The sequence below is a fragment of the Cyclobacterium sp. SOCE241 genome, assembly GCF_056867545.1.
In genome coordinates, this window is record NZ_CP149779.1 from 3,903,002 (window position 1) to 3,915,690 (window position 12,689).

The following is a 12,689-nucleotide window of genomic DNA, read 5'->3' on the forward strand; positions in this document are numbered from 1 at the left end:
GGACTGCTTTATTGGTAGATAACAATTACTTCAAAACACTTTTAACTACCTTCAAATCTCCATCTATATTCTGTGGAATTGGTAAGCCTAAAACCTCACACATCAAGGGAAAAACATGAACAATGCCCATAGGAGGTAGGGTGAAGGCTGTCTTAAAAGCAGGTCCCTTGGCATAAAAAATGCCATGCATTTCCTTGTGCTTTGGGTCAAAACCATGCACTCCAATTGCTTTAATATTATTTTTAACCAATAATTCTTTCTTTTTTCCTTGTAAAAAATAGTAGGTATAGTCCGGAATTAATTGAATTGCTCCCCAGTCAATACTTTTTGGTCTATTTACAAAACCGGGAATATCTTCTATAGTATGCACTTCAAAATGATCCCTTTTTTGCTTGAGAGAAAGAACCAATGCTTCGGTATTGACTCCTTGATGTGGATAGATGTTTACAATTGCTCCATTGTTTACAGTATGGTACAAACTGTCATTCAAAATGGATTCAATAGGGATTATATTGGAAGCAGGAAGGTCTACCATGCCATGGTCAGAAACAATTACTATATTTACAGGAAGGCCTGTGTCGGCTACCCCTTTAAACAATTGCCCTAAATGGCGGTCTAATTCAAAAAGAGCCTCTTTTATTTTCTGTTCATTCCCCGGACCATAATCATGTCCTGCTTTGTCCATGTCTGCAAAATACATGGTAATTAAATGTGGCCTTTCATTTTCCGGCATTTTAAGCCAGTTTATGACCTGTGTGACCCTTACCTCCTTGTTTATTTTAGAATCATAGGTATGATAGTAGGTTGGGTGCATTCCTTGTATGTCTGCTTCAGAACCTACAAAGAAATAGCTGGCCGTGACCATATTGGCTTTATTGGCTTCCAGCCAAATTGGAGATCCTTTATAAAACTTGCCATCAGTGGCAGTTTTTATATTTTTATAATCATACAGTTTTTCTTGTTCATGACTATAAAACGAGTTTGCCAAGATCCCATGTTTGTCAGGATACATTCCGGTAACTATGGAATAATGGTTTGGAAAGGTTTTGGTCGGATAAGCAGGAATTAAAGCTTCAGAACGCACACCTTCTTTGACAAAATGGCTTAGGTTAGGAGGCTGGTATTTTTCCAAATAATCCCACCGAAATCCATCCAATGATATCAATAACAAATATGGTTTTTTCTGAGAGGCTTTTGAATTGACAATGGTGGACGTTTGCAGGGAATTATGTGCTTTCCGGTTACAAGAAAAGAAACTAACCGTGCCTATCATCAATATCAGTAAGCCACCAACAACTTCTTTTTTCATAGATGTAAAATGTTGTTTGTGATTTTAGACAAATGTATGGAGATTTTAGTTTTATATAACCCGGCAGCAATTATTCATTTTTAATCTTTAACTTTTTTAAAGATATATCCCGAAGGGCTTCTGGTATAGGCTATGCCTCGTCTTTTGGTAATTATATCCTCCCGTATTGGTAATACTCCGTTCTTTGGGATCATGTAATCTTCCAAATTTTCTGCTGAAATGGTAAATTTATCATCTGCTAATCTTTTATAAACAGCAATCAGTTGATAGGATGGGTCTAATGAAGCAAGACTTGCATCCCCATGGAAATTGTTACAGACCAATAAACCACCGATTTTGAGATAAGACTTGACTGCTTGACCTACAAAGCCGGCATATTGAGAAATGACCAAATCAAAATCATTGCCCAGCCCCTCAAAACTTCGCTCATAGTCTTGCTGGTAAAAACGGAAAATTGCTTCCTCCTCATACCTTTTATTGGCTACTAAAAAGGCTATGGTTTCCGGGTCTTCAAAGAACTTGAAAGTATTTTTAAAAGAATCTGCGTAAATCACCTCTCGAAAAACCAAAGATGGGGTAATGTGAACATGTGAGCCTGGGTAGAACACCTTATTAATGGAATATTTGGCATTTAAAGCTACAAAAAGACCGATGGAAGTATGCTCCTTATCTACATGAAATTTTTTATAAAGCTTGGGAATATTCATAGGATCGCACTTTAATAATAGAAAAGAAACATGCCTTGCCTATTGCCACTGTAGACCAGTACTAAACTAATAGGATTATGGGAAATAAAAAACTACTTCTCGTTTAAAAAGCCACGAAGATATATGGCCAAAGCCTATTGTCACTGCCTTATTAATTCTTCTACAAATGTGGTTTAAAAGGTATAATAAGGAATGGTTTCAAAAAATAACTAATCAAAAATCCATTTTATGTTCACTTGCTTTAAAGATTAGAAATAGCCCAAAGGCTAACATTCCTAAAGCAATTACTCCTAAAACCACCGCACCAAATTCATTTTGAATGAAATTAAAAGCCTCTTTTGTACCCCCTGACTTGGAAGCATCATAGGTAATGGCAGCTCTTACGGTAAGGTAAGCAATAACGCCAACAACTATACCCCGAGAAGTATAACCCACTCGACCCGAACTAATCATTATTTGCTGGGCTTTATCATTCATACCCGATTCTTTAACCTTTTCTTTAAATTTTCCTGAGAAAGCAATAAAAATCTGGATCAGGGCCCTTATCAAAAATATTAAGGCAATAGAAGCAACTATCCATCGTCCATATTCTTGTGCCAATAGCTGCTGAATCATGGACTCCTTTCCGCCACCATTGTCACCACCGCCACCTAACAATAACTGTAAGGCATTATAAATGATGAAAAGGTAAAATATACCGCTAGAGAAATAACCTAACCTGTAAATTATTCCTTTGAAATCGTTCCCCTTCTCCTCAGTGTCTTTGAAGGTTTGATACATTCGCCAAAAAACATAACCTGCCAAACCCAGCACCACGAGCCAAAGTAAAATTTGGCCAAAGGGTTGATCAATTACAAAAGCTAAGGCACCATTGCTTCCGGTCTTTTTACCTCCTTTACCAAAAGCTTCCCATGCTGTTAGCCCTCCGATTAAAAGATATACAACTCCTTTTGTCCCTATTCCGAGACGGGCAATCTTTTTCTTTTTCTGCTTACTCGGATTCAAATCTGATTTTTCCATGGGTGGGTTTGTTTATCATAAAAAATTCAAATTTGATGCCAAATAAAATTGACCTCCAATCATTTATAAAAAAACTCCAAACCAATTGGGCTAGTGCACCTAATCGATTTGGAGGCAAATTTCCTGCTAATTGGCTGTCTTTTTTGTTAACTAGCCATTATATCTGTCAACACCTTCTTGAATACATCCACAGGCTGGGCGCCGGTTAAGGCACTTTGCTTATTAAAAACTATAGTTGGCACTGATCTGACACCTACATTCTGCCAATAAGCTTCCTTGCTCTTTACTTCTTTTCGCGCTTCTGTATCTTCTAACCTGGCCAAAGCCTCTGTTGCATTCAAACCTACCTTTAAAAGTGCTTCATTTAGTACTTTTCTATCAGATACATCTTTCCGCTCACTGAAAAAGCAGTAGTCAGTTGCATCTTTAATTCCGTTTGTTTGCCAAACTCCCCGGCATACTCCAATAAAACATGGGCATCAAAGGTATTTGACATGCGCATTCCTTCAAAGTAATCAAACTTAAATCCCAATTCTTCTCCAGATTCAGTCATGATTTCCTGAGACTCCTTTTGTTCTTCTAGAGTGCTACCATATTTTTCAGCAATATGCTCATGAAGATCCTGCCCTTCGGCAGGCATATTCGGATTCAGTTCAAAAGGTTGCCAAGAAATGTCCACTTTGTCTTCAATACCAAGTTCAGCTATGGCTTTCTCTAAACGTTTGTAACCAATGGTACACCATGGACATACCACATCTGAAACTATATCTATTTTTAATTTCTCATTCATCCCAAACTCCTTCTTTACTAATTTTTTACATGCTATTGTAACCCTAAAAACCGAAACATTGTTTTATTTAAAAACACAACTCCACATTTTATGGGATTTATCAAATCATTCAATTGGTCTAAACTTACACCCAAAATTTGCAATTATGTTTTCAATTTATCGCCATTTCAGGTTAATAAAGACCGTAACTCATCGAAAATAATGGAATGACCTACCTTTCGAAAGTGAAAGGTAGGTTCCACTTATTGATGGCTTAAGTTTAAAATATTGCAGACTTTAAACGCTTGCAGCTTTTTCTTTCTCCCAGGCAAACTTTTGGAAAGGAGCATCTACCGGTGTATTGGCTATATGATTGGTATAGTTACTGATTACTTTTTGAGACAAACCTAAAATGATCTCAAGTACTTGTCTTTCACCATATCCTGCGGCGTAAAATGTTTTTAAGTCTTCAGAACTTACATGTCCTCTATTACGAACAATGGTTAAAGTCATGTTTCGCAAGGCTTCCAATTTAGGATTTTCTAAAGGAGTCTCATTGCGCAATGCATTTGTAATGTCATCATCTACCTTCATCATTTTAGCAATGCCGGTATGGGCAGGCACACAATAATGACAGGCATGTTCCACATTAATTGTTTGCCATACTACTGTCAATTCTTCTTTATCAAATGATGAAGAGGTAAATAATTTATGAAGGGTCTGGTAAGCTTCAAGAAGCTCCGGAGCACCCGCCAATACGCCATGCAATCCTGGAATCATTCCATTTGCTTTATTTGATTGCTCCAATAGTTCTTTGCTTCCTTCCGGTGCAGTTTCAATGTTGTGAATTTTCAAAGTTGTCATAATATTTATTTTAAATTATTTCTAAACAATCGTTTAGATTTAGTGTAAAAAAAGGTCAAATTTTAGTAAATGTCATTTCAATATAGTCTTCGATTTCCTCCCGACTATTGACTCTACTAGCAGCCGCCAAACCATGTTTAGCAATGACCAGAAAATTGGCTTGTTTCAATAAAAGGCTCTCTTCTTTATTTGAGCCTATTCTAAGTTTTTCCAAGAAAAGCAATTTCAAATTGTCCATAAAAGCCATCACCTGGGTTTTAATCTCAGGATCATCACTTTCAGAAAATTCATTGTAGGTATTTGTTAATAAACAGCCTTTTACATTTCCTTCCTCAGCGCATATGGCTACAGAATCATAAAAGAACTGTTTAATGTCTTCTACCCCATTGCTGGCTTTCTTGAATTTTTCAAACATGGCCCCTACGGTAGATTGGTAGCAGTTGAGGCTTTGGAGAAACACACCTCGCTTACTACCAAAGCTAGAATAAATAGAGAATTTATTGATGCCCATAACTTTTTCTAGCATTTGCATAGAAGTCCTTTCATAGCCATTGCGCCAAAATAAACGCATGGCTTTGTCGATAACCTCTTCTTCCCTATATTCTTTTTTCTCGCCATTGTCTGAATTACAATACAAAACTAACCGATCGTTTTGATTAAAGCAAGGTTTTCTTTAAATCTTTTTTACTCAATCAATTACTAATCTGAAAAACACACTATTTGAACCAAGTAACATGAGGAAATCTCTTATAAACAGCTTAATTTTTGTCTCTATTTTCAAATCCGGAGTTTAACATGTTTTGCATCAGGTTGATTACGCCTCCCTCCCTGTATATAGTTTGAATCAAGAAAGTGTACACTTGGGCAAACCGTTGATTACCTGATAAGTCTCCGAAAATGGATTTTAACTTAATGAAGGAAAGTGGATCCTCCTTTGTTTGCACAGCTGCTTGATGCAATTCCCCTTCCATCACATCGATTATTTCAAGGGCATCTCCATTCCTATCCACTCCTTTGTCACTGTAATAACACCACGCGGCGATAACTAAGGCGGCAAACTGAATACTTCCATTGGAAGATAAATTTTCATTTAATGTCTCGATCAAAAATTTGGGCAATTTCGCGGAACTTTCGGAACATATTCTGGAAACACTGTCCTTAATATTGGGATTTGCAAACCGTTCTTGCAAACTGTCTTTGTAAGCTGCTAAATCAATTCCTTGAAGCTCATCTAAAGTAGGGGTGGCCTCCCTGTCCATAAATGCCCTTAAAAAAGTTCGAAAAGTATGGTCTTCTATACATGCATTAATGGTAGGATATCCGTGAATAGCTCCCAAGATTCCCAGTACGGAATGTCCTGCATTCAAAAGCCTAAGCTTCATTTTCTCATAGGGCTTTACGTCAGGTACGAATTGAACCCCCACTTTTTCAAATTCGGGCCTACCGTTGGAGAATTTGTCCTCAACTACCCATTGTATAAATGGCTCACAGGTAACAGGCCATTCGTCTTTTATTTGGTAGGTATTTTCCAAATAATCAATATCAGCCTGAGTTGTCACGGGGTAATTCTATCCACCATACTGTTTGGAAAACAAACCTCCTCTTCAATCCACTTGGCCAGTTCCCTGTCTTGTGCTTGAGCAAATGCTAGCAACATTTCTCGGGCCATATCCCCATTGTGCTGTATATTGTCGCAGGATAATACTGTAAATGCCCGCAGGCCCGCATCGCGCCTTTTCTTTAAAGAGGCAGTTAAAAACCCATAAACAGTCTTTGGATCATCCGGATGTTCAAGCTCATGTTGAATATCCGGATTGGCAAAGTCAAATTCCCCGGAAGAAGGTTTAAAATTGTAGCCTCCTTCTGTTATGGTCAGGGAAACAATTTTAGTTTCTTCAGAAGCAAGTCTTAAGATTACAGACGAAGGACTATTTACTGCCAATTGAAAATCGATAATTGATCCCATCACTTGCGGTGCTATTGTACCATCAGGGTGTTTGACAATTAAAGTATACAATCCGTCTTGTTTCTGAAGTACATCATGAATTTTCTGATCTGCCTTTCGAAGTCCAACACCACAAATCCCCCAATCAGAACCGTTGAATTTTTCTATCAATTGGTGGGTGTAATAGGCTTGATGGGCTCTATGAAACCCTCCAACGCCAATGTGTACCAAACCCATGGTAAGTTTAGCTCGGTCATATTTAGGGCATGGAATCCTGTCACTAATTATAGATAGGTTTTCTTGTGTAAGGGTTAAGGGATTTTCCATTTCAATTTTGATTTTTTTGTTTTCCGCGCAACAAAGCCCAATAGGCAGTTGCAAAATAAACCAGTGTGCAAATAAAGGCAATGCTGTAAAATGTTTCTCTATTTTCAAGGTAACTTAGCTCATCTTCACTTCCAAAAAGCACTATCCACGCAAGCACCAAAGTTACAATTAAAGCCAAATAGCCGAGGATTTTAAGAACCCGGGTAGCCAATGAATTGTCCATCAAATTCGGTTTTTCCTCTTTGGCCTTTTGCTCCTGGTAATTTCGAATGTTTTCATTTCGCTCTTTTTCCCTTTGAGCCGCTTCAGGATAAACTTCTTTTGCCCCATACCTTCCTGCTAGGAAAGTATAAATCAAAATGGTAAATATCCAGGTAGGAATAAAAAGATAAAAGAAGGACATTACATCAAGGGCATTTAATCCAAAACCGAAAACCAAGCCAAGGCCCCAAGAGGCTATTGCAGGAGTACTAAAGGTCAAAGATTTATAATGAGACCAATAAGATGTGTAGCCGATTCTGGGAAAGATTTGATGTTCTGCAAAAACAATCCCTCCAACCGGCACTACCAATAGGCCCGCATAAGTTAAGAGCGGGAGGATTTGAGAAAACACAAAGGGAAAACAGGCGATAATTATGGTAATTACACCAACAACAATAGTGGTTTTCATCCTTGAATGGTTAGAAAAAATAGCTTGAGCAGCCAAGCCGGCCCTATATAAGTTGGTGATGGCAGTAGTCCATCCTGCCACAATCACAATAACAAAACCTGACCAGCCCAAAGCATAATAGGCAACATCTCCCGGATCGAGAGCCACAATAGATTTCCCTAAAATTACTGCAGCTCCTGCTCCCATTATGCCTGCCGCTATCCATGCCACATAATGACCGAACATCATTCCCGTACTTGTAGCAAACCCATAAGATTTCTTTTTGCAAAACGCAACAAAGCCATATCTATCAATCCAAAATGGGTAATGGTATTGGCAGCCCAAGCAAAGCCTATAACTTCAATCAGACCTATTCCGGGTTCACCAAAACTATCCACTCCTGTCCATATGGATTGATTTCCTAAGTTTATAAAATCATTCCAATCGGAAGGTAATGTTTTGGCCAATACATCAAGACTTAATGCCGGCAACAATACCATTGCTCCACTTGTAAACATGACAAATAACCAAGGAGCACAAATGCCGGAAAATTCAGAAACTGCATTAAAACCATACAAGGCGATGGTAACCACCACGATGCCCACTCCAAAAACAATCAACACAAACCACATGTTATTTGGGTACCAATTGAGCTGTGCCGGAATACCAAAAGCAAAGCGAACAGCAGTAGCTGAAACAGTGATCATTGCGGCAGAGATTACCGAAAAAATAACCACATTGGCCCAATTGTAGAGCTTGGTCATTGAATCTCCGGCTATTTTGTTGAGATAGGTGTATAAGCTAAGTCTAGTTTCAACGGCTATTGGGGCAGTGATAAACCTCCAGCTCAATACTGCCAATATATTCCCAATTAACAAGCCTAAAAGGATATCCATCGTCTTGGCGCCTAATGCAACGAAGGTGGCTCCTATCACAAACTCTGTAGCAGCTACATGCTCTGCTGCATACAGCCCTGCAAAGTGAGTCCAATCATGAAGCTTATGCTTAGCTACGGGTAATTGTTCTTCGTCAAGATCATCAAACTGGGAAGAGGAATCGGTCATTGTTCTTCGTTTAAATTGGGTTTCAATTGTAATAATGGGGCAGAAACTTTTTCTAGGGCGTTTTATTTGTCACTGTTATAAATTTTTATGCGTTATTTTATGGACTCTACGTAACATTTAAAATTATGCAGAATTGACTGCCATCCGGCCTCTTGCTGTTGAACGGTGTTTATACCCTCTGCTTCCAAACGCTCCACTATCTGAACTTCATTGTCTACGACGTGAAATTCACCGGTCACATTTCAGTCATCAGACAATTGGTAGGCAATCCTTTCTATTACTTTTTTATAGACTCCGGAAAAGTCAAATCCCATGGTACCATTTTTTGCTTCCATCCGCCAATTAAAAGCCCCATTTGATCGAAGATCATTTGTGGCTGATGGACATGCCCATTCGTTGGATGCAAAATTTCAATTAACAATATGGGCAGGAGCGGTCCAGCATTCCCAGACCATACCTATTGCTGCTTTGATTGATGTTTCAACGGTAATGTACATGTTTTTATTGTTAAACAGACTAGGTGCAATTTTCATCAGTAGGTTGTCAGATTATCAAAAAATTGACAGTCTTTAACTTGATTTAAAATTACATCCACAGCTCTTTTTGACAAAATGAGTATCCTTATTCTGCAAACTCCCCACGAAGCCCATCAATGAAATTATTGCTACCTGCCTTATCTACATGGTAATGATACCCTCTACTGCTGTCATAATGCCCTCTTGATGCATCCAAATCATGGTAGGAATTGCCCTCCGCATCCTTATTCTCATATATACCGTAGCCATCCATCGCATAGCCAATCATGGCTGCATGTGTATCCGATTGATAGATTTTAGTAGACAAGCCTGTTGCTGCATGGTAGTGATAGCCTGCTGCCAAATTAATATGTCCTCCGGCATCATCAAATGGAGCCAAGGTATAAGCTTCCAGTATTCTGTCCACCGGCGCCGGCGCATCAAATACCACTCCATTAAAAGCCAGTCCTCTTACGGAAGGCATTCTGCGCCCAAGTCCACCACCCGGCCCTCTGGAATATTTATAAGGCCTAACGGCCACTTTTGGGCGAACAGGGATATAATAAGTATGCGTGATATCACCCACATAAGATGGCATGCACTCCACACAAAAATTTTTATATTCTTCACCAACATTGGGGTTGGCAGCATCTGCACATTCCTCCTTGGTACCGGTTTTTATAATTGCTCCTGTGTTGGCATCATACATCATCCAAGTGTTGTCATTATAGAACGAAGCTAGGTTCTTTATAAATGCTCCATCCACATCATAAACATTCCCACCTTCCATCCAAATTCCACCGGCACTCGAATCGTCTGTGATATTTTCAGGACACCAAGGCCCCATATTGTGATCAGAAGGAATACTCTTAACTACAATTTTATAGCACTCTGCTTTGGTACCGTCAGATAGTGTTCTGGTCACCATGGAAACAGGTTCAGCTAATCCTTCCGATAAAAATAGAGAAGATTTTACAGGAACAGTCACGGTATCCTTCAATCTAGGGGTATTGTCAGCTTTTGGTTTGCAAGAATAAAAACCAAGCCCTATCAAAATGAATAACGTAAAAATGAAAAGTCTACCTGTACCAACCATAGCCTAATTTAGCCAAACTAAAGGGCATATTATATGAACAACCTATTGCCATTAAAATGCAATGTCTGTAAAAAACATCAACGAAACATATAGCCATAGGACTTTAACTCAAAATAATACCCCAATTGACAAATCCGAAAAAACGGCCTCTATAAAGGTAAGATTGAAAGCTCATCCCCGTAGCTTCTACTTACAAACTCTAAGCTACAAATATTATTCAAATAATCAGAAGCAATTATACCATGCATTCTCAATTCTAGGTTTCAATACAATTTCCCCTTTAGCTCCTGAGCAATCGCATTTTTAGAAATAGATAAAAAAGATAGCAAATAAGAATGCCTGCCAGAACTTCCGACAGGCATTCCAAATTTCCTTTACCCAACAGCAAGCTAATCGGGTAATTATAGAACAAATTCTAAATTATGGCAATGGCCTTTAAAATTAAATAACAATGCCTTCTTGATCAAAATAGAAAGCAACAGCCTCTTGAACAGCTTCAAGGGAACTGTATTGAGGTTGGTATCCCAATAAATCTTTTGCTTTCGATATGCTTCCACAGGGACTGTGGGCAATATGATCCCAAGTAAATTCCTTATCAGTACTGCTCACCGTCTTTTCCCAAGTTTCCCATGGCAAGAACTGTAAATTGGCTACCTGTCCAAACTTCTCCGCCATGGCCTCTGCAAAACCTCTCAAGGTAAGGGCTTGTTCGGAGACAACATGAAAACTTTCTCCGATGGCATAATCTCTATTTTCGATGGACTTAGCAAAGGCTTGTGCCACATCATCCGCATGCACATGATGAACCGTTTCCATGCCTAAATTGGGTATTTGCACCACTTCTCCTTTAGCTAGACGAACAAATACTTCTGGATTAAAATTGCCAGCAGGATTTACAGGTAGCCAACCCGGGCCTACAATATGGCCGGGATGTAAAATCGTAATAGGGAAACCGCTTTCTTGATGAAAAGAATGGAGATAAGCTTCAATATTGGCTTTATCTATACCGTATTCACCAAAGGGCTTCCGTTTTTGATTTTCGGTAGTTGGCACTTGTTCACTGTGTCCATGTACCCACATGCTACCACAATGAAGGAAATGTTTAATTTTTCCATTCAGTGCTTCAGATAATTTACGTGCACTTTCAGTTGTAAAGCAAATTAAATCTATTACAATATCTCCATTTAAGGCCACGATTTGCGAGCTAAAGTTGCCGGTTTCTTCAGCCTTAACCCTATCAATCGTTACATGTTCCACTGATTTCCATGCAGGGTGCTTGTGATAAGGAATGCTATGTTGCCTACTTACACAAACTACACTATGTCCTGCCTCTACGAGTCGGGGGATCAAATAGGTCCCAATATGCCCTGTACCTCCTATAATAATTACTCTCATTTGGTGCTAATCAATTTAAAATGAAGCATAGACCCACATCTGTGCTAGAAAAAATACCCTGTAATCTAACATCAGGCCATGACTGGGCATAATTAATTGTTGTAAATTAGTCAATGAATAACAACTTTTCCAGGGACTTTCCATCTGGATTGAAAAATGATCTTATGATTAATTTTAAAAATCATTGTTCGGAAAATAAAAAAAGATTATTGGTATTGTGGCCAGGCCCTGTAGGCAAGTATTCCTCCACTAAGCAATAATACCATTTGGAGAAACAAACTTGGAGCTGTTTCCAATTGTCTTCCAATAACAAATAGTAAAAAAACTATTGAAAAGAAAGCCATTAACCCGGTAACTTCTTTCTCCTTTTCACCAACCTTTCTATTGTAAAAAATCTTAGCTACTAAGCCTCCATAAAGAAAAGTAAACCATATCAAGCGATGCCTGAGCTCTTTGACCACTAGGCTAAAAGTGGGAAATTCTTTTCCTTCAAGCGTCACCAGAACAATATCAATGATTACCATTAAACCAAGCAGTACCGCAATCACAATTTTAATGGTACGGATTTCTGACAAATGTCTCTTTAAAAACCTTTTTAGCTTGTTCATGGTCTTATTATATAATTCATAGACCAAAAAAAGTGACCATATAAAAGGCCTGCTAATAAAATAGCAGTAAGAAAGGATTTCGTTTTTTCAAAAGGTACTTTGAAACCGATAATAACCATGATGATTGTCAAACCAAACAGTATCAGTACGGGAAATAGGCCGTTAGCCATTTTAAAAGCAGCATTAGAGGTGCCCAAAAAAAGATGTCCGGCAATAGCCCCTAGTGCAAAAGGAATAAAAAAAGACTTGCCCTTTGCCCATTCCAATAAGAGCACATTGGAGGTGTCATTGTCAACATCATTGAGAATAAGCATAATTTCAATAATGAAATAGGTGAGCGCCAACCCAATCATTATACTGACAACTATGGTATAGCCTGTACTTTCCATCAGCTCTTAAGAAAACTTAGCATAATTTAAGG

15 protein-coding genes and 1 pseudogene are annotated in these 12,689 nt (G+C 38.5%); 1 reads left to right on the top strand and 15 read right to left on the bottom strand.

Annotated features, from left to right (window positions below):
- Window positions 1-25: 25 nt before the first annotated feature.
- The 11 genes and pseudogenes from WG932_RS19495 to WG932_RS19545 all read right to left on the bottom strand — a co-directional run bounded on the left by WG932_RS19495 (window position 26) and on the right by WG932_RS19545 (window position 8,893).
- Window positions 26-1,309 carry an alkaline phosphatase family protein gene (locus WG932_RS19495; RefSeq protein ID WP_483085094.1) on the bottom strand — a complete coding sequence of 428 codons (1,284 nt, stop codon included), beginning with the start codon at window positions 1,307-1,309 and terminating at the stop codon, window positions 26-28.
- Window positions 1,310-1,389: 80 nt separating this feature from the next.
- On the bottom strand, window positions 1,390-2,016 hold the full coding sequence (locus WG932_RS19500) for a hypothetical protein (RefSeq protein ID WP_483085095.1): 627 nt from the start codon (window positions 2,014-2,016) through the stop codon (window positions 1,390-1,392).
- Window positions 2,017-2,229: 213 nt separating this feature from the next.
- Window positions 2,230-3,036: a DUF1206 domain-containing protein gene (locus tag WG932_RS19505; protein ID WP_149394821.1), complete on the bottom strand. Its 807-nt coding sequence runs from the start codon at window positions 3,034-3,036 to the stop codon at window positions 2,230-2,232.
- Window positions 3,037-3,182: 146 nt separating this feature from the next.
- Window positions 3,183-3,826: pseudogene (locus WG932_RS19510) on the bottom strand (DsbA family oxidoreductase).
- 276 nt (window positions 3,827-4,102) lie between these two features.
- Window positions 4,103-4,669 (bottom strand): carboxymuconolactone decarboxylase family protein, encoded by a 567-nt coding sequence (locus WG932_RS19515; RefSeq protein ID WP_483085096.1) that lies wholly within the window; start codon window positions 4,667-4,669, stop codon window positions 4,103-4,105.
- Between the two features lie 55 nt (window positions 4,670-4,724).
- A complete protein-coding gene (locus WG932_RS19520) occupies window positions 4,725-5,306 on the bottom strand; it encodes a TetR/AcrR family transcriptional regulator (protein ID WP_483085097.1) in 582 nt (193 codons plus the stop codon).
- Window positions 5,307-5,427: 121 nt separating this feature from the next.
- Window positions 5,428-6,228: a mannitol dehydrogenase family protein gene (locus WG932_RS19525; protein WP_483085098.1), complete on the bottom strand. Its 801-nt coding sequence runs from the start codon at window positions 6,226-6,228 to the stop codon at window positions 5,428-5,430.
- Window positions 6,225-6,941 carry a mannitol dehydrogenase family protein gene (locus WG932_RS19530; RefSeq protein ID WP_483085099.1) on the bottom strand — a complete coding sequence of 239 codons (717 nt, stop codon included), beginning with the start codon at window positions 6,939-6,941 and terminating at the stop codon, window positions 6,225-6,227. The genes WG932_RS19525 and WG932_RS19530 overlap by 4 nt, the downstream gene beginning before the upstream one ends.
- A gap of 1 nt (window position 6,942) precedes the next feature.
- Window positions 6,943-7,839 (bottom strand): purine-cytosine permease family protein, encoded by an 897-nt coding sequence (locus WG932_RS19535; protein WP_483085100.1) that lies wholly within the window; start codon window positions 7,837-7,839, stop codon window positions 6,943-6,945.
- A complete protein-coding gene (locus WG932_RS19540) occupies window positions 7,836-8,654 on the bottom strand; it encodes a hypothetical protein (protein ID WP_483085101.1) in 819 nt (272 codons plus the stop codon). The genes WG932_RS19535 and WG932_RS19540 overlap by 4 nt, the downstream gene beginning before the upstream one ends.
- Window positions 8,655-8,746: 92 nt before the next feature.
- The gene (locus WG932_RS19545) at window positions 8,747-8,893 is read right to left on the bottom strand and encodes a hypothetical protein (protein WP_483085102.1); all 147 of its coding nucleotides are present in this window, start codon (window positions 8,891-8,893) and stop codon (window positions 8,747-8,749) included.
- Window positions 8,894-8,966: 73 nt separating this feature from the next.
- On the opposite strand from WG932_RS19545, the gene WG932_RS19550 reads away from it, so the two are divergent.
- A complete protein-coding gene (locus WG932_RS19550; protein WP_483085103.1) occupies window positions 8,967-9,227 on the top strand; it encodes a hypothetical protein in 261 nt (86 codons plus the stop codon).
- A gap of 48 nt (window positions 9,228-9,275) precedes the next feature.
- Here WG932_RS19550 and WG932_RS19555 read toward each other — a convergent pair whose 3' ends face one another.
- From WG932_RS19555 to WG932_RS19570, 4 genes are all read right to left on the bottom strand, one after another.
- Window positions 9,276-10,169 (bottom strand): YHYH protein, encoded by an 894-nt coding sequence (locus WG932_RS19555; protein ID WP_483085104.1) that lies wholly within the window; start codon window positions 10,167-10,169, stop codon window positions 9,276-9,278.
- A gap of 537 nt (window positions 10,170-10,706) precedes the next feature.
- Window positions 10,707-11,660: an NAD-dependent epimerase/dehydratase family protein gene (locus WG932_RS19560; protein ID WP_483085105.1), complete on the bottom strand. Its 954-nt coding sequence runs from the start codon at window positions 11,658-11,660 to the stop codon at window positions 10,707-10,709.
- A 206-nt stretch (window positions 11,661-11,866) separates the two neighbouring features.
- A complete protein-coding gene (locus tag WG932_RS19565) occupies window positions 11,867-12,268 on the bottom strand; it encodes a hypothetical protein (protein WP_149394828.1) in 402 nt (133 codons plus the stop codon).
- Entirely contained in the window at window positions 12,265-12,657 is a 393-nt protein-coding gene (locus tag WG932_RS19570; RefSeq protein ID WP_483085106.1) for a hypothetical protein, read from the bottom strand. Before WG932_RS19570 ends, WG932_RS19565 begins: the two co-directional genes overlap by 4 nt.
- Window positions 12,658-12,689 lie beyond the last annotated feature (32 nt).

Coding starts and splice junctions, on each gene's coding strand:
- WG932_RS19560 (WP_483085105.1), bottom strand. CDS start 11,660: ATGAGAGTAATTATTATAGGAGGTACAGGGCATATTGGGACCTATTTG.
- WG932_RS19495 (WP_483085094.1), bottom strand. CDS start 1,309: ATGAAAAAAGAAGTTGTTGGTGGCTTACTGATATTGATGATAGGCACG.
- WG932_RS19540 (WP_483085101.1), bottom strand. CDS start 8,654: ATGACCGATTCCTCTTCCCAGTTTGATGATCTTGACGAAGAACAATTA.
- WG932_RS19530 (WP_483085099.1), bottom strand. CDS start 6,941: ATGGAAAATCCCTTAACCCTTACACAAGAAAACCTATCTATAATTAGT.
- WG932_RS19565 (WP_149394828.1), bottom strand. CDS start 12,268: ATGAACAAGCTAAAAAGGTTTTTAAAGAGACATTTGTCAGAAATCCGT.
- WG932_RS19515 (WP_483085096.1), bottom strand. CDS start 4,669: ATGACAACTTTGAAAATTCACAACATTGAAACTGCACCGGAAGGAAGC.
- WG932_RS19535 (WP_483085100.1), bottom strand. CDS start 7,839: ATGATGTTCGGTCATTATGTGGCATGGATAGCGGCAGGCATAATGGGA.
- WG932_RS19505 (WP_149394821.1), bottom strand. CDS start 3,036: ATGGAAAAATCAGATTTGAATCCGAGTAAGCAGAAAAAGAAAAAGATT.
- WG932_RS19570 (WP_483085106.1), bottom strand. CDS start 12,657: ATGGAAAGTACAGGCTATACCATAGTTGTCAGTATAATGATTGGGTTG.
- WG932_RS19550 (WP_483085103.1), top strand. CDS start 8,967: ATGGTACCATTTTTTGCTTCCATCCGCCAATTAAAAGCCCCATTTGAT.
- WG932_RS19500 (WP_483085095.1), bottom strand. CDS start 2,016: ATGAATATTCCCAAGCTTTATAAAAAATTTCATGTAGATAAGGAGCAT.